At 55.7% G+C, this 22,113-nt stretch carries 25 protein-coding genes; 8 read left to right on the forward strand and 17 right to left on the reverse strand.

What is annotated here, in order from left to right; translation table 11 throughout:
* From K5E80_RS08200 to K5E80_RS08215, 4 genes are all read right to left on the reverse strand, one after another.
* Complete coding sequence (locus K5E80_RS08200) at nucleotides 1–1,437, reverse strand: hypothetical protein (RefSeq protein ID WP_220635692.1); 1,437 nt, start codon at nucleotides 1,435–1,437, stop codon at nucleotides 1–3.
* An 81-nt stretch (nucleotides 1,438–1,518) separates the two neighbouring features.
* The gene (locus K5E80_RS08205) at nucleotides 1,519–1,827 is read right to left on the reverse strand and encodes a major coat protein (protein ID WP_220635693.1); all 309 of its coding nucleotides are present in this window, start codon (nucleotides 1,825–1,827) and stop codon (nucleotides 1,519–1,521) included.
* Nucleotides 1,828–2,171: 344 nt separating this feature from the next.
* The gene (locus tag K5E80_RS08210; protein WP_220635694.1) at nucleotides 2,172–2,510 is read right to left on the reverse strand and encodes a hypothetical protein; all 339 of its coding nucleotides are present in this window, start codon (nucleotides 2,508–2,510) and stop codon (nucleotides 2,172–2,174) included.
* A gap of 71 nt (nucleotides 2,511–2,581) precedes the next feature.
* On the reverse strand, nucleotides 2,582–3,589 hold the full coding sequence (locus tag K5E80_RS08215; RefSeq protein WP_220635695.1) for a phage/plasmid replication domain-containing protein: 1,008 nt from the start codon (nucleotides 3,587–3,589) through the stop codon (nucleotides 2,582–2,584).
* 389 nt (nucleotides 3,590–3,978) lie between these two features.
* Here K5E80_RS08215 and K5E80_RS08220 point away from each other — a divergent pair, with 389 nt between their 5' ends.
* Entirely contained in the window at nucleotides 3,979–4,443 is a 465-nt protein-coding gene (locus tag K5E80_RS08220) for a hypothetical protein (protein WP_220635696.1), read from the forward strand.
* Here the strand turns inward: K5E80_RS08220 and K5E80_RS08225 are convergent.
* The 4 genes from K5E80_RS08225 to K5E80_RS08240 form a co-directional block, all read right to left on the reverse strand.
* Nucleotides 4,410–4,892 carry a L,D-transpeptidase gene (locus K5E80_RS08225; RefSeq protein WP_220637267.1) on the reverse strand — a complete coding sequence of 161 codons (483 nt, stop codon included), beginning with the start codon at nucleotides 4,890–4,892 and terminating at the stop codon, nucleotides 4,410–4,412. The two genes, K5E80_RS08220 and K5E80_RS08225, sit on opposite strands and share 34 nt — an antisense overlap.
* A gap of 2 nt (nucleotides 4,893–4,894) precedes the next feature.
* Nucleotides 4,895–5,356, reverse strand: a complete 462-nt coding sequence (gene tadA / locus K5E80_RS08230; protein WP_246590916.1) for a tRNA adenosine(34) deaminase TadA — start codon at nucleotides 5,354–5,356, stop codon at nucleotides 4,895–4,897.
* 29 nt (nucleotides 5,357–5,385) lie between these two features.
* The gene (locus tag K5E80_RS08235; protein WP_220635697.1) at nucleotides 5,386–5,796 is read right to left on the reverse strand and encodes a DUF1178 family protein; all 411 of its coding nucleotides are present in this window, start codon (nucleotides 5,794–5,796) and stop codon (nucleotides 5,386–5,388) included.
* 73 nt (nucleotides 5,797–5,869) lie between these two features.
* Nucleotides 5,870–6,646 (reverse strand): MBL fold metallo-hydrolase, encoded by a 777-nt coding sequence (locus K5E80_RS08240; RefSeq protein WP_343213238.1) that lies wholly within the window; start codon nucleotides 6,644–6,646, stop codon nucleotides 5,870–5,872.
* A 146-nt stretch (nucleotides 6,647–6,792) separates the two neighbouring features.
* On the opposite strand from K5E80_RS08240, the gene K5E80_RS08245 reads away from it, so the two are divergent.
* The 4 genes from K5E80_RS08245 (at nucleotide 6,793) to modC (ending at nucleotide 9,730) form a co-directional block, all read left to right on the forward strand.
* Nucleotides 6,793–7,104, forward strand: a complete 312-nt coding sequence (locus K5E80_RS08245) for a hypothetical protein (RefSeq protein ID WP_220635698.1) — start codon at nucleotides 6,793–6,795, stop codon at nucleotides 7,102–7,104.
* A gap of 129 nt (nucleotides 7,105–7,233) precedes the next feature.
* Nucleotides 7,234–7,956: a molybdate ABC transporter substrate-binding protein gene (gene modA / locus K5E80_RS08250; protein WP_220635699.1), complete on the forward strand. Its 723-nt coding sequence runs from the start codon at nucleotides 7,234–7,236 to the stop codon at nucleotides 7,954–7,956.
* A gap of 32 nt (nucleotides 7,957–7,988) precedes the next feature.
* Nucleotides 7,989–8,657: a molybdate ABC transporter permease subunit gene (gene modB / locus K5E80_RS08255; protein WP_220635700.1), complete on the forward strand. Its 669-nt coding sequence runs from the start codon at nucleotides 7,989–7,991 to the stop codon at nucleotides 8,655–8,657.
* Nucleotides 8,654–9,730: a molybdenum ABC transporter ATP-binding protein gene (modC, locus tag K5E80_RS08260; protein WP_220635701.1), complete on the forward strand. Its 1,077-nt coding sequence runs from the start codon at nucleotides 8,654–8,656 to the stop codon at nucleotides 9,728–9,730. Before modB ends, modC begins: the two co-directional genes overlap by 4 nt.
* A 79-nt stretch (nucleotides 9,731–9,809) precedes the next feature.
* Here modC and K5E80_RS08265 read toward each other — a convergent pair whose 3' ends face one another.
* Entirely contained in the window at nucleotides 9,810–11,123 is a 1,314-nt protein-coding gene (locus tag K5E80_RS08265) for a hemerythrin domain-containing protein (RefSeq protein ID WP_220635702.1), read from the reverse strand.
* Nucleotides 11,124–11,560: 437 nt separating this feature from the next.
* Between K5E80_RS08265 and K5E80_RS08270 the strand changes: the two genes are divergently transcribed.
* From K5E80_RS08270 to K5E80_RS08280, 3 genes are all read left to right on the forward strand, one after another.
* The gene (locus K5E80_RS08270) at nucleotides 11,561–13,093 is read left to right on the forward strand and encodes an NAD(P)/FAD-dependent oxidoreductase (RefSeq protein ID WP_220635703.1); all 1,533 of its coding nucleotides are present in this window, start codon (nucleotides 11,561–11,563) and stop codon (nucleotides 13,091–13,093) included.
* Nucleotides 13,094–13,111: 18 nt separating this feature from the next.
* On the forward strand, nucleotides 13,112–14,065 hold the full coding sequence (locus K5E80_RS08275) for a phosphatase PAP2 family protein (protein ID WP_220635704.1): 954 nt from the start codon (nucleotides 13,112–13,114) through the stop codon (nucleotides 14,063–14,065).
* 166 nt (nucleotides 14,066–14,231) lie between these two features.
* A complete protein-coding gene (locus K5E80_RS08280) occupies nucleotides 14,232–14,597 on the forward strand; it encodes a hypothetical protein (RefSeq protein WP_220635705.1) in 366 nt (121 codons plus the stop codon).
* Here the strand turns inward: K5E80_RS08280 and K5E80_RS08285 are convergent.
* The 8 genes from K5E80_RS08285 to K5E80_RS08320 form a co-directional block, all read right to left on the reverse strand.
* Nucleotides 14,545–16,539, reverse strand: coding sequence for a hypothetical protein (locus K5E80_RS08285; protein WP_220635706.1), 1,995 nt, complete (start codon nucleotides 16,537–16,539; stop codon nucleotides 14,545–14,547). The two genes, K5E80_RS08280 and K5E80_RS08285, sit on opposite strands and share 53 nt — an antisense overlap.
* Nucleotides 16,540–16,555: 16 nt before the next feature.
* Nucleotides 16,556–16,984, reverse strand: coding sequence for a GtrA family protein (locus tag K5E80_RS08290; protein ID WP_281420219.1), 429 nt, complete (start codon nucleotides 16,982–16,984; stop codon nucleotides 16,556–16,558).
* Nucleotides 16,981–17,397: a hypothetical protein gene (locus K5E80_RS08295; protein ID WP_220635708.1), complete on the reverse strand. Its 417-nt coding sequence runs from the start codon at nucleotides 17,395–17,397 to the stop codon at nucleotides 16,981–16,983. The genes K5E80_RS08290 and K5E80_RS08295 overlap by 4 nt, the downstream gene beginning before the upstream one ends.
* A gap of 52 nt (nucleotides 17,398–17,449) precedes the next feature.
* Nucleotides 17,450–18,904 (reverse strand): hypothetical protein, encoded by a 1,455-nt coding sequence (locus K5E80_RS08300; RefSeq protein ID WP_220635709.1) that lies wholly within the window; start codon nucleotides 18,902–18,904, stop codon nucleotides 17,450–17,452.
* A gap of 12 nt (nucleotides 18,905–18,916) precedes the next feature.
* Nucleotides 18,917–19,819: an ABC transporter ATP-binding protein gene (locus tag K5E80_RS08305; RefSeq protein ID WP_220635710.1), complete on the reverse strand. Its 903-nt coding sequence runs from the start codon at nucleotides 19,817–19,819 to the stop codon at nucleotides 18,917–18,919.
* A complete protein-coding gene (locus K5E80_RS08310) occupies nucleotides 19,816–20,652 on the reverse strand; it encodes a hypothetical protein (protein ID WP_220635711.1) in 837 nt (278 codons plus the stop codon). Before K5E80_RS08310 ends, K5E80_RS08305 begins: the two co-directional genes overlap by 4 nt.
* Nucleotides 20,653–20,666: 14 nt before the next feature.
* A complete protein-coding gene (locus K5E80_RS08315) occupies nucleotides 20,667–21,467 on the reverse strand; it encodes an ABC transporter permease subunit (RefSeq protein WP_220635712.1) in 801 nt (266 codons plus the stop codon).
* Nucleotides 21,468–21,555: 88 nt separating this feature from the next.
* Nucleotides 21,556–22,014: a hypothetical protein gene (locus K5E80_RS08320; RefSeq protein WP_220635713.1), complete on the reverse strand. Its 459-nt coding sequence runs from the start codon at nucleotides 22,012–22,014 to the stop codon at nucleotides 21,556–21,558.
* Nucleotides 22,015–22,113 lie beyond the last annotated feature (99 nt).

Below are 22,113 nucleotides of genomic sequence, written 5' to 3' on the forward strand. Positions count from 1 at the left end.
CTAAGCCTCTTTTGGACGAACAACAATATGGAAAAGGCCAAATGCTGTCGATATGTACATCACATATCCAAAAACATCACGTATTTTGGCAAACGCATCACACCAGCCAGTTAACGTTCTAGTCACTGTGCCTATAGTGAATGTCCTGTCCGTACAGGTACCATTAGTTGACGGTGGTGTTGGCAATCCATCAAATTGAAGAGCACCACCCTCGTTCGAACCGCCATTAGTACCTATTGCTGAAATCGCATTGTTGTGATCTGTCGCCTTGCTGTTGTAATCCGTAATAGCGCCGGACAATGAACCATCAAGAGCCGATGGATTTGTATTTAAATCATTATGTATAGTGTCTAGTCTTGAAGTCACACCGCTCATATCAGTACTAGTGCCACTACCAGATGGGGCTACCGCATTAGCTGTTCCGTTACTGTATGTGCCTACCGTACTTCCTGCACCCGATGCTGTTTGCAATGTAGTACCAGTGACCGTAGTAGCTCCTGTTGTTCCATCCGGCACCGATGTAGTAGCCGTTTCCTGCTGAGTGTAAAGACCGTTATTCGAGGTACGAGTAATAGTGGCAACATTAGTCGAAGTATTTAATGTGAATACTGTTTGCGTATTGCCATCAGGGGAGGTAATTGTGAGCGTATTGGTTGACTTAACAACTTGTTTGTTGGTCGGCAAACAATCCGGATCGTAGGCATCAGCTGACCATCCCGAACTAGGAACACGTAGCCAGACACATTTACCGTCTGACGGCTTCCACTGGTTGCCGGGCGTAGCAGGAACACAATTAGAACCGGAGGCCGTATAGCCAGTAGGACATGACGATGTATTAGTATTAACACATGAATTTGATCCACTACAGGTCGAGCCGGGATAAGCAGCCATACAAGCCGAACCCGGATACTGAACACCCAAGCCACCATTACAAGCTGTAAATACGGCTCCACCTAGTGCAGTTAAACTCGCAGCCCAATAATTACCCGCATCAGTTGCAGACGCAAAACCGCTTTTCGTGGTGATTAAAGTTCCACCAACAACATCATACGTATTTTGTTTTGGGATGGTTGGCGCAGCTGGTTGAATCGAAGGCGCTACCGGCGCTGTCCATCCAGATGGAGTATCTAAAGGTGCCTTTGGATTGATTTGCACCTGTAACACAGGAGAGCCACTTGGAGCGCCACTGGTTGAATCCGCATAGGGATTAGTGTAGTCACTGTAGAACTTCCAAAACAACACCGCACCATGGAGCGCAACACTGGCTATTAACGCTTCCGTTAAACCGACTTGTGCACGTACCGACTGGACAGTTCCCGCTAAGATAAATATCGGAATGAATACGCACAATAAGTATTTTTTTATTCTTATCATCTTTTCATTCTCCGCGTATGTCGCGCAACGTAATGCAAGGAAAACCTGTTGTAGTACATTCATCGACCACACTGGCTGTAGAACATGAAGTAAGCGTCAGGACGCTTAATAAGGCCAGTAGAAAACGCCCTGACGTTTTCATGCTCAGGTACCCTTGTTGGTGCCCTTCTTGAACAGCTTGAACAGCACAATGCCGCCAAAGCAGATCATGCCGATGGTCCACATCCAAGCAATGACTTCCGTCGCTTGAGCAGTGAAGGCAGTTTGGAAGTCCTGAGCAGCTTGTGGAAGCGTGCTGGTGGCATTGGCCTGAATCGTCAGCATCGTGCCACCAACAGCACCGCTGATCTGTACCAGCTTGCCGTCGACATACTCATAGCAAACACCAGCAGCCTCCTTGACACGCGAATAGCCAGCTTCGGCCATCGCGACAACAGATTGACGCAATTTCATTTTGTTCCCTTTCATCAATTGCCCGCGTTTTCTACTGCTCTTTTGAAGTAGGTGTAAATGAACCCACTTCCAAACCCGAGAAGCCACGCGGTAAAAAGCTCCCCGATAAATTCTGCTATCTGTGCGGTTGTCATACCTTGATACTCGTCATTAGTCCGAGAGCAAAGGAAATAAATAGTCCAATGCCATAGAGGATGTCTTGCACTGAGAAGGCGTCCATTAGCTAATAGCTCCTAATGTGTAGAAAACCCCACCAGCAAAGGACAATACCAATGACAGAAGAAACAAACTGACATAGGTCATGTCTGCCCAGAATGCGTCAAAGCTGGTGGGAGGACGGTGCATTAGGCGGCTTTCTTCGCAGGCTCAACACGCTGCATTGGCCGCACATCCATACAGACCTGAACAACACCACCGGCACCGTCCGTTTCTTGATCAATCACTATCTCAGCGGAAAACGGCGTTTCCAGATGTTTGATCTTCTTTACTACCTCGGCACTTGCGCACTTGATCGGCGCACTGGCATAGCCTTTGGCGAAGCCTTCGCCATTCTCGCCACCAAAACCGTCCTTTTTTGAGTTCTTGAGGTTCGATTCGAGATACAACGTGCCAACGTCGAGTTGCTTGTCGGCCGACTTCCACCATTTGAAGCCTGTTACCTTACCTTGGGTGATCATTTCCATTTTGAATTCTCCTAGTAGTTGCACCCTTCCTCATATGAACCGCGCCGGGTACGAACGCGGAGAGTAAAAATCTATCCGTAGCGCTTGCGATACCAGTCCGGCGCGACCAGCGGCATGATTTCGATGTGCTTGATCTTCGGGCGCAGATGTTCAACCTTGCAACGCGTCGATATGTCAATGCCGTATTTGAGCAACTCACGTCTGTGGCGCTGGTATGTACGCAACGGCATCGACGTTGCCAAATCAACACCATCCCGCCAATCCTTTGCTGTCGCCCGATATGTACGCGGCAAATCATTGAAATCATCAAAAGACAATTTGTCCGTAAGCACTAATTCAGAACGTTCGCGATACAACTGCACCAATGTGCCCATGTTCATTTCTCCCATGAAGCGATAACCTTTTTGCGTCAGGTAACGAGTCTTTAAACTGAGTTCGTGACGTCCGACTCCACCATCACGGCAAAGCTGTATTACATCAGCATCATAATGACAAGCGGTTTTCTTGCGCGACTCTATCTCACGCAATTTGTCGTAAAACTTCTCATAGACATATTGGGAACCTTCGCCCCATGAAATCGTGCCGCCATCAGGCGAGATACCAACCTTCAAACGTCCATGCTGTTGTGAAGAAAGCCAGCCCATGAAGGCGGTCAGGTTGTCTCTGCCAAACAACCAATAGTTACGAGTCAGGTCAATGCGTGTATTGATGGCACCCGACCACTGCAAGTGGTTATCACCAGCGTAGTAAAAGCACTCGCCTTTACTGAATGATGGAAGGCCATAGTCATGAAGCACATCATTCCAACGTGCCACACACTGTTCGTAAGAGAAACCAAAAAGATTGTCCGGACGCCGGAAACGGCCAATATTTCCAGAAACCTCTACTTTGGTTCCATCACATCTAAGGCGCAGCTTCGTTTCGTATGAGCCTTCGATCTGGATAGCCCGATCCGTCGTCCACTCAACATTGCCGTCCTCATCAACCGCCCAGACACAACCTTTATTGATTCGAGGCAATTGCTCACCTGAATGCACTTGGTACATTGAGAGCCAATCGACAAAGATGGAGGAATCCACCTACTTTGACCCTGCCACCGCGCCATTTTTGGCATCTACTTTACGTGTTACTGGTACGTAAAGCGCCGGGCGGGGGTGGGGGACTCCTCCGTCGCCCCGCTTCCCCGCCCGGCGCATCCGGTCGAGGACAAGGCCGAAATAGAGCTCGGGCTGTTCGGCTAGGAGTTGAAAAGGGAATAGATCATCCTGCTTTGCCTTCTGGCGGAACGCTAGGCCGGCTTTGCTGGCCTTCTTGATTCTGACTGGCATGAATCCCCCTGTTGCTGCTTGACAGGCCCGCCTGTGAGGCTTATAAGGCGGCTATGCAGTCAAATCTGATAGACGATCAAATTTGATAGGCCGCAACATATAACGATCAATTTTGATTGTCAATACCCCTAGGAGAAATAATGGAACTACGTGAAATGATCGAACTAGCCGAGAAAACAGGCTACACAGTTCGAGCACTTGCAAAAGAACTAGGGGTGATCGATTCGAATCTGACTGCCGCCAAACATGGCCGAAGGGGATTACCGAACGCCTCATGCGGGAAGCTGGCTGAAATTATAGGCATAGACCGCTGGACTGTCGTTGCGGCAAGCGATCTGGTTACGGAGAAAAACGAGCAGAGAAGGGCTTACTTACTCCCTTTTGTCAGACATGCCGCCATCGTATTACTGGCGGTGATTGCCACCGATGTTTCAATGACATCAACATCTGAGGCTATGACTACTGCGTTCGGGACGCAGGAGTCGGAGGTTCGAATCCTCTCACCCCGACCAGCGATTTACGCGATAAACCGGCCTTTACGGCCGGTTTTGCGTTTCTGGTCATCCCGCATTCAATCCGACTCGATTATTTCGACCGGGGTATGAATGGGAACCCGGTCGAAGAGATCAATCACATCGGCGTTGCGCATGCGAATGCAGCCATGCGAACCGGGATATCCCATCGCGGTAATGTCCGGACTGCCGTGAATGTAGATATAGCGCCGCATGGTGTCGACTTCGCCCAGGCGGTTGAAGCCCGGTTCACAGCCGGAAAGCCAAAGGATGCGCGTCAGTATCCAGTCGCGGCCGGGGTGCTGTTCATGCAGTTCCGGCGTCCAGCTTTCGCCGGTCGGGCGGCGCCGCACAAACACTGTGTTTTCGGGCATGCCGTCGCCGATGCGGGCGCGAATCAGGTGCCGGCCGCGCGGCGTCTTGAAGCTCCCGTTTTGTTCTCCCACTCCAAGCGCACCGGTTGAAACCGGATATTCGCACAGCAGCCTGTCGTCATCCAGCAGTTGCAAGCTCTGCGCGCCAATATTGATCAGAATGCGCAAGCTCATGATGTCGCTACTGGGGTACGCCGCTTGGCAAAGAAGTCTGACAGCATAGCGCCGCACTCTTCCGCCAGAACGCCGCTGATGATTTTGGCATGGTGATTGAGGCGCGCTTCGGAGAAAAGGTCGATCACGCTGCCTGCCGCGCCGGTCTTGGGGTCGTGCGCTCCAAATACCACACGGACAATGCGCGCCTGCATGATCGCGCCGGCGCACATGGCACAAGGTTCAAGCGTGACGAATAGCTCGCAACCGGGCAGCCGGTAATTGCCGAGCCGTGAAGCGGCATCGCGCAATGCCGCAATTTCGGCGTGGGCCGTCGGATCCTGCTTGCCAATCGGCTGGTTGAAGCCGGCGCCGACGATGCAACCGTCCTGGACCACCACCGCCCCCACCGGCACTTCGCCGCACGCCTCTGCCTGCCGCGCCAGCCCCAACGCCTCGCGCATGAATTGCTCGTCCATGGGTAATCTGCCGCACGCGAGCGCAATGCTCAATGAATCTCTTCCTTGGCGGGAAAAGGCAGCGGCAGTACGGCGATACCCTCTTCCAGCAGTTCGCGCGTTTCCTTCAAGGTCGCCCGGCCGCGGATATTGCGTGACTCTGCTTCGCCGTAATGCATGCGCCGTGCTTCTTCCGGGAATCTTTCGGCGACATCTTCACTGTTTTTCGCCATCTCGGACAACGCCTTCATCATATGGGTCATGGCCTGCCGGCCCGGCTCGGCAACTACATTGGTGGCGCTCTTTACGCGCGGGCCGGAGGGCAAGCGCGACACCTGCGTATCACCGCACAGAGGGCAAGCCACCATTGCCGCGTTTGCCTGACGATCGAAGTCCTCGACCGAGTCGAACCAGCCCTCGAAAGGATGGGCTTTGGTGCATTGCAGATTCAGGATGATCATCGCCGTCTCACCACATTCAAACATGCTTATCGTACCGCGTAACGATTGCTGCCACGTAAATTCGACCGCAACTTCATGAAATCGTTCGCCACTCGCTGCCCTGATCCTGTGAGGCGATGCCAATCCATGCCGGATCGCAGTCGAGGATCGCGGCCAGCGCCGCCCCCGCCAAAGCCGGCGTATTGTTGTGCTCGCTGAGGTGGGCGGCAAGCACATGCTGGAGACGCTTTCGATCCAGCCGCGCCAGTATTTCCGCCGCCGCACTATTCTCAAGGTGACCAAGCCGTCCAGCGATACGCTGTTTGAGCGCAAACGGGTAATTACCACTGGCCAACATTTGCGCATCATGATTGCATTCGAGTACCAGTGCATCACAGACGGAAAGCATGTCGATCACATGCGGAGTTGCCACGCCGATATCGGTCAGCATGCCAAAGCGCCGGCAACCATCACTGAGCGTAAATTGGACCGGCTCGCGCGCATCGTGCGGCACCGGAAACGGCCGTACTTCAAAGTCGCCGATTTCGAACGGCGCATGGCCGTCGATAAGACGAATATCGAGATTGTCTGCGGAATCCCCCTGGCGCAGCCCCGCGCTGCAGGTACCGTGCGTCATATAGAGTGGAATGTCGTGGCGTCGCGCGCAGGCGGCAGCGCCGCCAATATGGTCGCTATGTTCGTGCGTAACCAGAATCGCGTCAACAACGTCGGTTGCAAGGTCAAGGCGGCCAAGGCGCCGTGCCAGTTCACGCTGACCAAAGCCGCAATCGATCAGCACGGTCGTCCGCGCCGTCTGGACAACCATCGCATTACCGCGACTGCCGCTGCCCAGGGCTGCAAAACGAATCACGCGTCTCCCTTTCTTTGTTTCGGAAATCGAAGCCCATTCTACGAAATCCTCGGGAAACATTATGCAGAAAAGCCTGTCTGCCTGCCCTGTTTTATCCGTAAAGCCAAGGCGTATAATCGGCGCCGGAAACTATTATATGGATCAAGATGGACACGCCAAAAAACGAACTTCGTCAGCGCTTGCGTGAATTGCTTTCGGTTCCTGAACGGGAACGTACTGATCCGCAATGGGATGAAATTATCGAGCTGGAGATTCGTCTTGCGCCGGGCAACCAGATCGACAGCAACCGTAACGGCGATCCGGTTCCCAACGGCCAGAACTTCCGTCCCCGCCCCCCCAACAAGGGCCACCAGAACCCGCGCAAACAGGGACGGCGGCCGAACAAGGGCTACCCGCCACGCAGCGGTGGAGGCGGTAGCGGTGGCGGCAATACCCCACCCCAATCCACGCCCCAATAGTTTCGTCCTTGCGAACTTCTTGAAAGCCGCCGCTGGCGGCTTTTTTGTTAGACTCGTCGAGTCACACACTTTGATCGCAAAGAGGACGTCTTGAGGCGCTTTATATTATCGGCCGTGCTGGCGTTTCATATGCTGGCGTCCTTTGCAGCCCTGGCTGACGAGATCTCCGTCGCCGTCGCCGCCAACTTCACCGAACCGATGAAGAAAATCGCCGCCGGATTCGAAAAGACCAGCGGCAACAAGGTATTGCTCAGTTTCGGCGCCACCGGCAAGTTCTGCGCCCAGATCAAGGCCGGCGCGCCCTTTGAGGTGCTGCTCGCCGCTGACGACGAAACCCCCAGCAAGCTGGAGCGGGAAGGGGCGGCAGTGAAGAGCAGCCGCTTTACCTATGCCATTGGCAAACTCGTGCTGTGGTCGGCCAAGGAGGCGATTGTTGATGGCAATGGCGATGTATTGAAGCGCGGCGGGTTCGATCACTTGGCTATCGCCAACCCCAAGCTCGCCCCCTATGGTGCCGCCGCGGTGGAAACGATGAAGGCACTCGGCAGTTACGATACGCTGGCACCGAAGTTCGTGCAGGGCGAGAGCATCGCGCAGACCTATCAGTTCGTCGCCACCGGCAATGCCCTGCTCGGCTTCGTTGCCCTGTCGCAAGTCATCGGCGGAGATGGCAAGCTCAAGTCGGGATCGATGTGGCTCGTGCCGGAAAAATATTACGCGCCGATCCGCCAGGATGCGGTGCTGCTCGACAAGGGCAAGGACAGCGCGTCGGCGCAGGCGTTGTTGGCCTATCTCAGGAGTCCCGAGGCACGGCGCATAATCCAGGCTTACGGCTATGCACTCGACAAATAAGGCAAGCCCGTTGAACGTTTTTTCCTGACCCCATGACGCCTGACGACTGTTCCGCCATCTGGTTGACGCTCAAGCTGGCCTCGGTGGTCACCTTGCTGCTGTTGCTGCTCGGTACCCCCTGCGCATGGTGGCTGGCGCGCACGCATTCGGCATGGAAACGCCCCATCGCGGCCATCGTCACCCTGCCCCTGGTGCTGCCGCCCACTGTGCTCGGCTTCTACCTGCTTGTCGCGCTCGGCCCTGACGGCCCCTTGGGCAGGCTGACGCAATCGCTCGGCCTCGGCCTGTTGCCCTTTACCTTCGCCGGACTCGTCATCGCCTCGATCATTTACTCGCTGCCCTTTGCCGTACAGCCAATCCAGCAGGCCTTCGAAGCCATTGGCAAACAGCCGCTGGAAGCGGCCGCCACCTTGCGCGCCTCTCCGCTCGATACCTTTTTCTCCGTCGCTCTGCCACTGGCGCGGTCGGGGCTGATCACCGCCGCTGTGATGAGCTTCGCGCATACTATTGGCGAATTCGGCGTGGTGCTGATGATCGGCGGCAACATTCCCGGCGCAACGCGCGTGCTTTCGGTGCAGATCTACGACCATGTAGAAGCGCTCGAATACACACAGAGCCACTGGCTCGCCGGTGGCCTGTTGCTGTTCAGCTTCGCCGCGCTGCTGGCGCTCACCCTGCTGAAGCGCGAGCAACGTGCATGAACGCAACCCTGTCCATCGACGCGCGTTTCCGCATGGCCTATCCGGGTTTCCTTCTGGACATCGACCTGCAACTGCCGGCGCGCGGCGTGACGGCCTTCTTCGGCCCCTCCGGTTCGGGCAAGACCACACTGCTGCGCTGTATCGCCGGCCTGGAACGTCCGCCCCAAGGCTGCCTGCGCGTGAAGGGCGAGACCTGGCAGGATGGAAAAACCTTTCTCCCGCCCCACCGCCGGCCGATCGGCTATGTATTTCAGGAAGCCAACCTGTTCCCCCATCTCGACGTAGCGGGCAATCTCGATTTCGGCGCCCGACGCACCAGGGAAGACGCGCGCGACAGAAGCACCATCATCGAATTGCTGGGCATCGGCCATCTGCTTGACCGCGATGTGCAAGGGCTCTCCGGCGGCGAACGCCAGCGTGTCGCAATCGCCCGCGCGCTGCTGGCAGCGCCGCAACTGCTGCTGATGGACGAGCCTCTCGCCGCGCTTGAACGCGAGCGCAAGCGCGAGATCATGCCCTACCTCGAACGCCTGCATGACGAACTCGATATCCCGATTCTTTACGTCAGCCACGCGATCGACGAAGTATCGCGGCTGGCCGATCATCTGGTGCTGCTGGAACAGGGCCGTGCCATCGCCAGCGGACCGATGGGAGAAATTGCCGCGCGGCTGGACCTGCCGCTGGCGCAGGACGATGACGCCAGCGTCATGATCGAGGCCACGGTCGGCGCGCATGATCACGACTATCATCTGACGCGGTTCGACTTCCCGGGCGGCTGCGTACATGCCGGCCTGCGCGAGCTGCCGCTCGCTCACCCGGCGCGCATCTCGATCCAGGCCCGCGACGTGAGCATTGCGCTCACGCCGGTTGAAGACAGCAGCATCCTCAATCGCCTGCCCGCCGTGATCGAAGCCTTTGCCGACGCGCGTCATCCCGCGCATCTGCTGGTGCGGCTCGATGTGGGCGGAACGCCGCTGCTGGCCCGCATCACGCACCGCTCACGCGACCAACTCGGACTGAATGCAGGACAGCGCGTCTGGGCCCAGATCAAGACCGTGGCCCTGGTGGAATAACAATCCGCTACAAAGTAGGCGACGATTTTTTTGCGCGCAGGAAAGCAGATTGCCGGCCGGGGCGAGTCCCGCCAAACGACTAGCGCAGTCCCGCGCGCAGCAGGAAATTGCCGAGATGCACATCGCTCTTGGTGATGTGATTGATATACCAGTCGACCAACTGTAGCTGGATGCGAAACAGCAAGCGGATCGTGCTGATGCTGGGAACCTCGATCTCTGCCCACAGCCCTTCGAAGGCATTGAAAAAGACCTGGTGCTGTTGCTGATGCTCGGCCAAAAATGGATAGTTATAACGGCGCATTAGATTTTCCTCGGCGTTGAAATGCGCCGTCAGATGCTCTGCGAACTCGGCGGCAATCGTTTCCGGCTTGGCGCCGCTGTCGGCATCGGCAGCACATATTGCTCGCGCCAGTACGTCGATCAGATCAAGCAGGCGCGCATGCTGGCGATCCAGGCTATCGATGCCGATTGAATATTCGTTACGCCACCCTGCCTCGATTCTGGGTGCCTGATTGTTGTTCGATCCGGTGCGGATAGTCTCGCGGCAGCGCTCAAAATATCTCTCGGCAATGAGGTCGTCGGGCGCGACTTCCAGACATTTTTCAAGCAGCGGCAGTGCAGCCGCGGAATTGCCCAGGTGATGGAAGGCCAGCGCTTCCTCGAACATGTCGAGCGTCTGCTGCTTGGCCAGCCAGAGAGGCTCGGGGTCGGCATCGAACACCTCATAAATGGATTGCGCCGGATAACGTCCCTTGAGACTCAGGCGATCGATAAGACGAATGCAATAATCATCAGGATTGTGCAATGCATGCAGGGTGTGTTCGCTGATCAATAAGGGCGCGTTGTAACTTTTGGTAAGTCCCTCCAGGCGTGCCGCCTTGTTCACCGTGTCGCCAATGACGGTGCTATCCATGCGGTTATGGCCGCCCACCGTGCCCATCATGACCAACCCGGTGTTGATGCCAATGCCGATGCGGATCGGCGCATAGCCGGCGTTGGAGCGACCTTCGTTGTATTTCACGAGCTGGCGCAGCATGTCGATGCCGCACCGCACGGCATCGTCCGCATCGCTGGGAAACAATGCCATGATGGCGTCGCCGATGTATTTGTCGACAAAACCCTGATGGCAGCTGACCACGGGTTCCATTGTGCTCAGATAGGAGTTGATGAAGCGGAAGTTTTCGGCGGGAAGAATCGATTCCGACAGGGTGGTAAAATCGCGGATATCGGAAAACAACAACGTCATCTGTTGCTCGACGTGATCTCCCAGCGCCACATCGAGAATACTGGGTCGCCCCAGCAACTGGAGGAATTCGCGCGGCACGAAACGGGCGTAGGCTTCTTCAGCGGTCAGCGGCGCCTGTCGCCCTGCTTCGTCATGTTGTTCTGGCATGCGTCTTTCATTCCGGCAGTGCAGCATAAAAATGCCAAGACCCAGCGAACCGGGGCTTTGCCTAGCGCCAAGATAATATTTATACCTTAATTTTCATTATAGCGTGATAGGCATGGCGTTCTTGCAATTGCCTTGGCTGCAACCAGGCTTTTTCGGCCCGTTTAGGCTGGCTGTGTGCGGTTTCACCAGGAGGCCTGGAGCGCACCGCGCCCTTTCCTGACCGCTAACCAAACTATCCATACCTTGCGCTACAGCCGTCGCAGCCCTCAACTCAACCAGCAATACATCAATATTACTGGTTCCAATTCCGATGATTCGCCTTCGATATCGGTTCAGTACTAAAGCTCTTTCTTCTTCTGTCGAGCCAATAATGCACACGGTCTGGGATTTGATCTCAGCTAGAATAACTTCAGCCTTCATATTCATCCAATATCCCCATGGAAAAACGCGTATTGATCGCTGGTGCCGGTCCTGCCGGCCTCACTGCTGCCCTTGAACTGATTCGCCACTCAGATATCAAACCGGTCATTTTCGAAACGCTTGATGATGTGGGTGGAATCTCCCGCACCATCAATCACAAGGGCAACCGCATGGATATTGGCGGCCACCGTTTTTTCTCCAAGTCGGACTGGGTCATGAACTGGTGGCGCGAGATCATGCCGGTGGCCCCAGAGAAAAATGAGGACGGTCTCAGCATCATCCCGGAATCCGACCGCCATATGCTGATCCGCCCGCGCCTGTCGCGGATCTACTTCCTGCGCCATTTTTTCGATTATCCGGTTTCCCTGTCGGCCGGTACCATGACCAACTTGGGCATATGGCGGCTCATTAAGATTGGCGTCTCCTATCTCTGGTCTTGCGTATTCCAGCGCAAACCCGAACGCAACCTCGAAGATTTTTTTACCAATCGCTTTGGCAGTGAACTGTATCGAACCTTTTTCAAGGACTACACAGAAAAGGTCTGGGGCGTCCCTTGCCACGAGATCAGCCCGGACTGGGGAGCACAGAGGGTCAAAGGTCTATCCGTCATCGGCACACTACTTCATGCCGCAAAAAAGTTGTTCGCTTCATCTCGCCCTGCCGATGTATCACAAAAGAATACCAATACCAGTCTGATCGAGCGCTTTCTCTACCCCAAGTTCGGGCCAGGTCAGATGTGGCAACTCGTCGCCGCGGAAGTATTGGCACGTGGCGGCGAAATCCACCACGGACATCGGGTAGTCGGCGTCAATTTAATTGAAGGAAAAGTCGCCAGTGTTGACACCCTCGACATCGCCGGCAAGCACCACAACTGGCAAGGCGACTGGTTGATCTCCACCATGGCTGTGCGCGATCTTTTTGCCGCTATGCAGCCGCCACCATCCGCCGCCGTCAGCCGCGTGGCCAGCGGCCTGTGCTATCGCGACTTCATGACCATGGGCCTGCTGGTGAAGAAGCTCAAGCCGACCAAGGATGGCAAAGGGCCGCAAAATCTTGTCCCCGATACCTGGATCTACATCCAGGAACCAGACGTCAAACTCGGCCGCCTGCAAATCTTCAACAACTGGAGTCCGGCACTTGTCCGCAACAACGATACAGTCTGGATCGGCCTCGAATACTTCTGTCAGGAAGATGATGAGCTCTGGTCAATGCCAGATGATGCGTTCTCGCGCTTCGCCATCGGCGAGCTGGCGAAGATCGACCTGATCGACCTCGTTGACGTGCTCGACACGCATGTCGTGCGCGTGCCCAAGGCCTATCCGGCCTATTTCGGCACCTACGACGAATTCGACGCGATCCGCGAATATGCCGATACAATTCCAAACCTGTTCCTGGTCGGCCGCAACGGCATGCACCGCTACAATAACCAGGACCACTCGATGCTGACGGCGAATCTCGCGGTGGAAGCCATACTCTCGGGCAGCACGAGCAAGGAAGCGATCTGGTCGATCAATGTCGACGATGAGTATCACGAGGAGAAACAGAACTGACTTGATCAGGTCAATTTCATGCGCAAGATATTGCCTATTGAGTGGCTGGCGTTGATTGCATTTGCAATCGCATTGCTGCTTGTTGGAGTAACGAAGGTTGATTTTTTTTATCCCGACTTGGGGGCGATTTCGTTTACTGCATCCCACTACCTTGGCCCGATGGTTCCAGCGCTGGTGCTTCCATTGTTCGCGGGCATGGCCTATCGCATTCTGCGTCAGCCAAACCCTTCATCAGAATTCGGAATGGCTTTTTTTCAACGTTCTCGCCAGACCCTGGCATTGGCGCTGATCGTTCTAGTTCATTTCAATTTCAAGCTCTGGGCGCAACTGCTCAATCCAAACCGGTACGACGATGTTTACCAAAGGATAGATACCCATTTCAACGTCCTGCTTGGAATCATCGACAAAGCCAATCTATTCTTGGCCACCGTCCTGCATCTGTGGCCAAACGCGTATCACGATATTTTCGTCGCCATGTTTATCGCATCGTTCGCTCTGCACGCCATACAGACCCGGACATGGATATTTGACCGTGTCTTATTCGCAGTCGCATTAGTGCTAATCATTGGGGGGCTTTCCTACGCAATCGCCCCCGCCTGGGGACCCTTTATTTATGGCGAAGGAAGCAACGTATTCGCCACTGAAGTACAGACCCACATGATTCAGTTTCAACGCAGCCTGCTGGCGTCTTCTGGCAGCAGTTTCAGCCCGAAGTATTTTATTGCTGCTGTGGCCGCCATGCCATCACTGCATATTGCTCATGTAATGGTATTGCTTTGGTTTGCCTTTCGATACATTCCGGTACTCGGAATTGCTTATCTTGTTCCTTCAACGTTCCTCGTGACGGAAGCCATAGCATCGCGTTGGCATTATCTGGCTGACTTGCCCGCGGGCTTTCTTGTCGCTGCCGTATGCATCCTCTTGAGCAATGTCCTGATCCCAAACATTGACAACCAGCGAGTAAAACGGTGATTTCACGGATTCTCATTCCATTTCTGCTTTTAGCGATCATCCCCCTCCCATTTTTTGTGCCTCCCTGCCCTGCGAAAAAGACGCATCACAGCGACCGATTCTGATTGCTCATGCGCTTGGTGGCATCGAACAACACACGTACTCCAACTCTTCGGAAGCGTTTTCATTGAGCCGGAAGCAAGGCTTCAAATGGTATGAAACAGATTTCCTTGAAGCGCGGGATGGCAAGATAGTGGCCTATCACAACCTTGAATCCATGCGACAAAATCTCGGCATTCCCGGTCATATTTCCGACATCGATGCAGCGACATTTCTACGGCAGAAAATTAGAACCTTGGTCTATACCGTTAACGAAACAGGGGTGGCGCATCGTTACCTGTCTCGTGGCGCGGCCGGTATCTATACTGACTTTATCAGCCCTGAATCCATCCGGGCTGTGACGAATAAATATGAAAAGCAACCTACATCTGCCTCTCGTTCTAGGATCCCATACCCTTTGGCAATTTCCGGCAGTCGTATAGATAATAGGTGATTTTTTTGTTTCTCACCATTTCTGTGTATTCGGAGATGGACCAGCCGCCTAAATTCATCGTATCGATCACAAAATCCAGTTGGGGATCGCGGCAGAGGCTCCGCAAACCGGCCCGTGTAACCAACTCGGTTTTTTCGTAGGCATGCAAATTCAGCGGGGACCTGTTCCAACTGGCAATCTCGCTGAGGCGCGCATCCAGAAGCACACCATCGGGAAGCATGGGATGCTCCGCGAGCGGTTCCCGGCTTTTCAGTAACACTCGCTCCAGGCGGCGTTTTACCTCTTTCATTCGCACTTCGGAAAATACGATGCCTATTGCCTGTTCGCTGCTCACGTAGCTGGAAGTCCCCAGATCAAACCAGACACGCAACACATGACCATTCCAGTAAACCTGTTTCCCGGGTTGGATCAGGCCGGGAAACATATCCCGATTGCCGCCCCGATGATATCGAGATTCTTCGTAACGCTTGAGATCGGAACGTTGGTCCCATAAACCAATGCCCACCAGAAAAAATAGTCCGCTTACACTCGCTGCAAATATGCCTGCATAACGTTGACCTGTTTTGAGGGCCGTCAAACAACTCCACAGCAACAGTGGAATTACCGTGTAAAAAAAAGTTGCGCTTACCATTAACACCATGTTCTCGATCAACCCCTGCGCTGATGCTTTTGGCAACTCGAAAAGTATCCAAATATCCATCAACAGGTCGGGCAGCACGCACGCAAGTGCCCCGATAACCAGCATCCATGCGACTCTGGCGACCACACTTGTTCTGTTCTCCACAAGCATCAATATCTGACGGGATTTGATCGACCAGACACAAAAGGCAAGGAATAAAACCAGACCGCCCCCCCAATCGCGGAACAGAAATGTCACGACGAGCAGGCCTGCGATCCCCTTGCCAACGGAGCCGCCGGTTTTAAGGGCAAGCCAGCCAACGTCCATGGCGGCGACAAAACCCAATAGCACTGCCAACCAAAGCGCACGCCAGAATTGCGCTTGCAAGAAAAAAACGACAGGAAGGAAATAACTGGTGATCAACGACACCAGGAGGGCAAGTACGGAAATCAGGCAAACCACCTGATACAGACGCCGTAATTTGAGCAAACCAAAGTGTCCGGCAAAAAGCAATACGGAAAACCACCACAAGGCGTCGTTGATTGCAATCTTCGGCCAAGGATCGAGAAAAACCACCATCGCAGACGCCTTCACCGCGGCTTGCCATTCCGGATCCATGATGCGAAGGAAGGCGATGTCTGCTGGATTCATGAACATCACCGCCACGATACCCAGCGTCAGCGCCGCCAGCGCGACGACAACACGATCGGATAGCTTCAGACAAATTACCGCGAGTAGCCCCCATACCGACATCAGCGGATGAAATAGCATTCCCAATAACTGTAGGACTAATCCTGTCCGGAAGCGCCCTCCTATCGCCGCCACCAGTCCGGCAATCGAAAGTGGAATGGCAAACAGCCGCGCTGTGACAAAGCTCTCGGCCAGAACGAATACTGGCTTGCCGAGACAATAGGTAAGCGGAACACTTACCAGCGCAAAAAAAATGAAAGCGGCAGGCCGCCGCTCGAAGCAGGTGAGGCTTAGTAGCCAGGTAGCGACGGCCCAAGCGAAGCCGCCGACAAGTGTCATAAGCTTTGCCGCAGCCGAAATGCCCAGCCATTTGATCAGCGTGCCGTAGACCGGAGCAAAAAGGCTCAGTTCATCGGCCGAACCGCCATGAAACCAGGGGTCGGCAGCGAAGGGAATTGGATTCAGCCAATGCACTGCTAGCAGCGTATAGATACGGGCATCGTGCCAAATGCCGGCATAAGGGTGGTTCAGCAGCCACAGGGCCATGCCTGCGGCCAAGAGCATCAATGCATCGGGTTTCCGCACATTTCCCAAGGGAATAGCAGGCCAAGTCGAAGCTAAAGTGAATGCCATTTGTATATTATGAACTTCAGCGCCTAGCCGCTCTGAAGAGGAGATATTTTCTGCCGCCAAAATTGAACAGGAAAGATATCGCTGCCGCAGACAACTTGGACATGGCCAAGGGAAGCATGAATATCATGTATCCAAGATAAATCACTGCATCGTTGACGCCAAGCCCGACCAGTCCGACCAAAAAGAAAACCGCAGCCTCTTTCACTCTCTGCGATGCAAGACGTCGCGAAGCGAAAACGAAACGCACAGACAACCCGTAGCAGACCAGCAAGCCGACGAGAAAGGCTATGGTTGCCGCTACCACGGGATGCATCACCTTGGCCAGCTGAAGCAGCAGCAACATGTCCACTACCAAGGCAACTACGCTCGCGGCAAAGTAGCCAATAAACTCGCGCCCGAACCTGATTCGCAGTCGTACAGCGGCGTTGGAAATAATGGTATTCATTTTTTGTTGGCCGTTCCGGCTCCGTGACAGTCATACAGATAATTTGTCTTGCCATAGACCAAATCGCTGGCAACGGCTTGCACCCCCAAGACATTTGACCGCGTGGCGGGGGTAACAACCCAATCCACGATGGGGTCTGCGCAAAGATAGGCGATGCCAGCGGGGGTGATGTCAAGCTTGCGATATCCGGTAACAATTGAAGCCTCGGTTTCAGGCAGATGGGCCGCCGCCAATCTGCGCCATGCATCCAATTCCAATTCTCCCGCACGAAGCTCTCCGGCAATCGCAAGCCTTCTAAGGCGGCGCATGGATTCAAGAGTTTTCTCCCGGGAAAAAACAATACCAATCGCCTGCTCCGTATTCACGTAACCCGCAGTGCCAAGTACAAACCATATGTATGTGGCACGATTCACTCCGGCGACAATGTCTCCTGCCCTAATATAGTTGCGAAATGCATGGCCGGGATTACCCCCCGGTGAAAAACCGGCCTCCATGGCGCCGCGTTGCGGGGAACGCGGCATCCCAGAACAATAGGACGAAAATCAGCAATGGAACGGAGCAAACGACAATGGACTGGGCTCCCCAGCGCCTTGTGGCGAGCCATGCCCAGAACGCAAAAATCAGGCCGCCGCCGCCGAATGCAAGCCCCTTGATGAGGGGGTATTCGACGAACCACGGGTTGCCTATCGCAAGACCATCCATCTGCAACATCAGCAAACAGCTGGGCATCATGATCACTGCCACAGTTGCCGGCAGGTAACGGACCAACTTTCGCTGCATGAATCCGGCTTTTCCAAGCGCCAAAAAAAGCCCCGCAGCATCGAGCACCAGCAATGCCAAAAGAATCAACCCGCAATGGGTACGTAGCGTAAACAGCAAGACCGCAGCAAGCAACAACCAATAGATATCCCGCCTGTGTGTGGTAAACAATTGCCACGCGCTATCGGACAAGGCAAAAACACCCAACACCACGGCAAGCCAGAGAACGCGCCATGGCTGCACTTGCATGATCAGGCTGACCGGAAACCAGTAGCTGCATATTTGCGAGAGCAGAACCGCCCAGGCGCTGAGCAAGGCGACCACCAGATAGATCCGACGATTTCTTGCCGCACCAAATCTTCCCCCTGCCCAGCAAGCGGCCACCCAGAACAGAATCCGGTCAGTCGCCAGTTGTCCCCAGTCGCCTGCAAACACGTCGAGCGCCTTCTGGCGCACCCGCGCCTCCCAAAGCGCATCCATGACCTGAAATGACGGCGACACACCGGACAGCACAGCCAAACTCAGCAGAATAAACAGCAGAGCCCCGACGGCGATCAGCCACCTATCCGGCAATCGCCTTGAAATACCCACCAGCAGGGACCAAATGCCCAGCAGAGGATGCATTGCCGTCGCGAGCAAGGCGGACACCGCGCCCATCCCCGCCCGCCCGGCATTGTCGAATGCAATCGCGAACAAGGCCAAAGGAAACGCCAGCGAACGCGCGGTGGCAAAATTCTCGTTCAGTACAAAGGTATGGCCGTTGAGCGAATAGCTGGTCTGCAATACGACAGTTGTCAGCACGGCGACAAAAATGGGGACAGCATGCGCGTGCATGCCCCTGGCGAGCAGGGTCAGCGCGGATATCCATAGCGCCGCACCGCCAAGGACAACCAGGCGATTCGCCAACTCGATGCCGAACAGGTCGACCAGGCGGGCAAAGAGCGGGGTGTAAAGGCTGTAACTCCCCTGCGAGCCGAAGGAAAAAAAAAGATCATGCGCATAGGCTGCCGGATGCAACCGCTGCGCCGCCATCAGATTATAGATTACAGCGTCATGCCAGATGCCGGTGTAGCGGTGGCACAGGAGCCAATAGAGCGCCGCCAACAGCAGCAGTGCCGCTGTGGTAGTTGTCCGCAAAGAGCTGGTCGAGGCAATGGGCATCAGGGCCGCTGCTTACTTGTCCCTGTCGAGGCTGAGATAATGCATGAAGGCGCTCTCCAGCGTCAGGGTCGGCTTGACCTCGATCAGTTTGTGGCCGGCGTTCTCAATATCGCGCAGCAGGGTCCAGAGAGCCGAGCGCGATAACTCTGCATGCCATTGTTCGTTGCCTTCCTGCGTCATTTGCGCAACCGGCGCGCTGCCCAGCGAACGCACTGTAACCATCTCATCATTGCCCACCAGCTCATTTGGGGACTGGATCGTTTTCAACTCACCTTGATAGATCAGCCCGAATCTGTCCGCGAGCCGCTCGACGTCGTAGAGTACATGCGAGGTAAAAAACAGGGTGCCACCTTCGCGCTTGTACTCGGCAAGAATACCGGTCACATCGCGGCGCCCCACCGGATCGAGCCCGGACAACGGTTCATCGAGTATCAATAAACGCGGCTTGACCGCCATCGCGTGAGCCAGCGCGGTACGTTGCGCCATGCCCTTGGAAAAACCGCGCACTATCTTGTTTGCGACGTCATCGAGGCCAAAGCGCTCGAGCCAGTTCATGCAGTGCCGCTTTGGATTGGTGACCCTGCAGCCGTGAAGCGCAAGGCCCATTGACAGGATTTCCAGCGGATTGAGGTAATCGGGCAGGTTGGGATTTTCCGGCACGTAACCGAGGCCGCGGCGAGCATCCGGGGAGGTAACCTCGATGCCGAAAAGGGATAGGCTGCCGCCGCTCGGCCGCATGGCACCAGTGAGCAGCTTGATCGTCGTGCTCTTGCCGGCGCCGTTGGGTCCGATGAAACCGAACGCCTCGCCCTGGCCAATTTCAAGCGAAATGCCTCTGAGCGCCTCGCACGGCGGAGCCGCCCAATTACGCGGATAGGTTTTGCGCAGGTCGCGAATCTCGATGGCTATGGTCATGATTTGGGTGGCAAAGTACGCAACATGATTCGACCCTGACGGTCGACTTCGAAGCCGAAGCCGAAGGGATCGCGCGGCAGTACGGGCAGAAGACCAGCTTCGACCAGTTCCTCGGGTCTGCTTACTGGCCGACCGGCGTGTGCGCGAAACTCGTCGGCCGCAGCACGCACGTCCTTCAGCATGTGCAGGCGATCCACGCGCATTTCGAGGTATTTACGGAAATCCGGGCGTTTTGCCTGACGTGCCATGCCCTCGACAACACGGATCGCCAGATCGAGGTCGTCGGCCTTGTCGATCCAGCGCGCGGCCATGTTCTGCATGGTCAGCTGCTGGTCAGCGTCGGGCAGCCTTTCGGCAGCATGGCGCAACCACTCCGCAGCAGCGACGGGATCGTGCTTGAGGAAATAAAGATCGAAGGCATAGAAGAATGCGGGCTGATAATCGAAGTAGCGAACGCGCCCGGCACGCTTGAGAATGGTCTGCGCCGCATCGACTTCGCCGTGATCCGGCAGCACGGCGAAGGCGACATAGTAGTTGTCCTCATGCGCCGGATTGAGCCACGAGACATCCTTCTGCACCTTGGCAAGGATCGCGTACTCGTCGGGATGCATCTTCTCCGTTGACACCACGAGGCCGCGGATTGCGCCAATGTTGGCGGCAAGATAGCGGTCCCCCATGGACATCAGTACCTGGACAAAAACCGGCAATGCCACCTGTATCTCTGCCGACACGCTCTGGCGTGGCGCCGATTTAAGCCGCTCGGCGGTGGCAACGAATGCCGCCGCAAACAGCACGGCCACCAGCCACCATCCCCATACTCGCTTCACCGTCACGAGAGCACCGGCTTCTACGGGAACTCGCGTGTGCTGAAGCGGACCACCGCCAGCACGAGCAGCAACGTCAGATAGGTCGTCGCCATGACCAGCCCGAGGATGACTGCGCTGGTGTCAGGCGTCAGGCCATACATCGGCCATGGACGCCAGTCCAGGCGCGACAGATCTGGCAGCACCCACTGGATTGCATCGATGATCGGAGCAAAACGCATCAGCCCCGGGTCGCCATCGGCACCGCGCGCCAGGTACTCGGCGACCGCGCCGAGCGTCTTGCCCGCGACCGCGAAGGCCAGGCCGAGCGCCAGCGGCAGCATGGGCACCGTCGAGAAGGTCGACACCCACAGGGCGAATGCGGCAACGACGGCGGCATCGACCCAAAGGCCGAATACCGTCGACCAGTAGGGCAGGCCGAGCGCCACGGAAAACGCCTGCTCGTAGTTACGCCCGGTCATCAGCACGACAACCCAGAGCAGCATGCCCAGCAGCAGGGTCGCCAGCGCGACGAGGCCCATCACCCCGAGATAGCGGCCGAGCAGATAGCGGCTGCGCGCGACGGGATAGGTGAGCGCGAACAGCACAGTGCGCCGCTCGATCTCGCGGCCGACGAGTTCCTGCACCCAGAACAAGGCCAGGAGGATTAGTGACACCCGCAATCCCGAGAGACCAACGTCAAGCGCCACCGTGCGCGGCTGGCGCGGCGAAAACGATGCCGACAGATAGGCGACACCCATCAGCAGGACACCAAGTACCAGAATGCCCTGGATGGCGCGGCTGCGCAATCCGGCGTACCAGGCGGAGCGGACAAATTGCCACATCGAACGGTTCAGGCGAAATGGTGAATGAAACGGATGGCGAAAAAGAAAAAGCGCACCTCGCGGTGCGCTTTTTCAGGTCCGATGCTGATTAACTACCGCTAGCAGCCGTAACGGCACGACCGAGCGCGCCTGTAATGTCCGAACCAGTACATGCGGAATTGGTACCAGTACACTTCTGGTCTGTCGCCACCGAACCGCCGTTGCTGCTGCCGATGAAGGATTGATTGCCTTTCACCGAGCCGCCCGCCGTAGCAAATGCATTGGTCGACACCTCGTTGTAGCTGACCAAGGTGTTGGCCGAGCACTGCACGTCGAAGCCGGTTCTGATGAACACCGGGGTGGTGACGATCGCGCCTGAACCACCGTTGACGGTGCTCTTGATTGCAGTACCACCGTTGCAAACGCAAGTCTCGGCCCCTGCAGTAGGCGCGGCACTGCCGGCAGTTTGCGCTCCACCAGTGCCATCGCAAGCGGCGGCGAAGGCCGCACCAGACAAAGAAAAACCAGCCAGCAAGGCGGTAGCGGTCAAAATATTTTTCATTTTCATCACGGTTCTCCTGGATTTAGCTGTTGGCGTTGGCGATCGCCGACGTCAGAAGATTCTTGGTGTCGGACTGTGCCGCCTTGTTTTCTGCCTTCTTGGTGT

The organism is Georgfuchsia toluolica (assembly GCF_907163265.1).
GTDB lineage: Bacteria > Pseudomonadota > Gammaproteobacteria > Burkholderiales > Rhodocyclaceae > Georgfuchsia > Georgfuchsia toluolica.

Bases quoted from the DNA above. Each gene is read 5' to 3' on its own strand.
- K5E80_RS08315 (WP_220635712.1), bottom strand. From the start codon at position 21,467: ATGTGGCAATTTGTCCGCTCCGCCTGGTACGCCGGATTGCGCAGCCGC.
- K5E80_RS08210 (WP_220635694.1), bottom strand. From the start codon at position 2,510: ATGGAAATGATCACCCAAGGTAAGGTAACAGGCTTCAAATGGTGGAAG.
- K5E80_RS08200 (WP_220635692.1), bottom strand. From the start codon at position 1,437: ATGAATGTACTACAACAGGTTTTCCTTGCATTACGTTGCGCGACATAC.
- K5E80_RS08275 (WP_220635704.1), top strand. From the start codon at position 13,112: ATGCGCAAGATATTGCCTATTGAGTGGCTGGCGTTGATTGCATTTGCA.
- modC (WP_220635701.1), top strand. From the start codon at position 8,654: ATGAACGCAACCCTGTCCATCGACGCGCGTTTCCGCATGGCCTATCCG.
- K5E80_RS08285 (WP_220635706.1), bottom strand. From the start codon at position 16,539: ATGGCATTCACTTTAGCTTCGACTTGGCCTGCTATTCCCTTGGGAAAT.
- K5E80_RS08205 (WP_220635693.1), bottom strand. From the start codon at position 1,827: ATGAAATTGCGTCAATCTGTTGTCGCGATGGCCGAAGCTGGCTATTCG.
- tadA (WP_246590916.1), bottom strand. From the start codon at position 5,356: ATGGACGAGCAATTCATGCGCGAGGCGTTGGGGCTGGCGCGGCAGGCA.
- K5E80_RS08245 (WP_220635698.1), top strand. From the start codon at position 6,793: ATGGACACGCCAAAAAACGAACTTCGTCAGCGCTTGCGTGAATTGCTT.
- K5E80_RS08290 (WP_281420219.1), bottom strand. From the start codon at position 16,984: ATGAATACCATTATTTCCAACGCCGCTGTACGACTGCGAATCAGGTTC.
- modA (WP_220635699.1), top strand. From the start codon at position 7,234: ATGCTGGCGTCCTTTGCAGCCCTGGCTGACGAGATCTCCGTCGCCGTC.
- K5E80_RS08300 (WP_220635709.1), bottom strand. From the start codon at position 18,904: ATGCCCATTGCCTCGACCAGCTCTTTGCGGACAACTACCACAGCGGCA.
- modB (WP_220635700.1), top strand. From the start codon at position 7,989: ATGACGCCTGACGACTGTTCCGCCATCTGGTTGACGCTCAAGCTGGCC.
- K5E80_RS08320 (WP_220635713.1), bottom strand. From the start codon at position 22,014: ATGAAAATGAAAAATATTTTGACCGCTACCGCCTTGCTGGCTGGTTTT.
- K5E80_RS08270 (WP_220635703.1), top strand. From the start codon at position 11,561: ATGGAAAAACGCGTATTGATCGCTGGTGCCGGTCCTGCCGGCCTCACT.
- K5E80_RS08220 (WP_220635696.1), top strand. From the start codon at position 3,979: ATGGAACTACGTGAAATGATCGAACTAGCCGAGAAAACAGGCTACACA.
- K5E80_RS08235 (WP_220635697.1), bottom strand. From the start codon at position 5,796: ATGATCATCCTGAATCTGCAATGCACCAAAGCCCATCCTTTCGAGGGC.
- K5E80_RS08265 (WP_220635702.1), bottom strand. From the start codon at position 11,123: ATGCCAGAACAACATGACGAAGCAGGGCGACAGGCGCCGCTGACCGCT.
- K5E80_RS08305 (WP_220635710.1), bottom strand. From the start codon at position 19,819: ATGACCATAGCCATCGAGATTCGCGACCTGCGCAAAACCTATCCGCGT.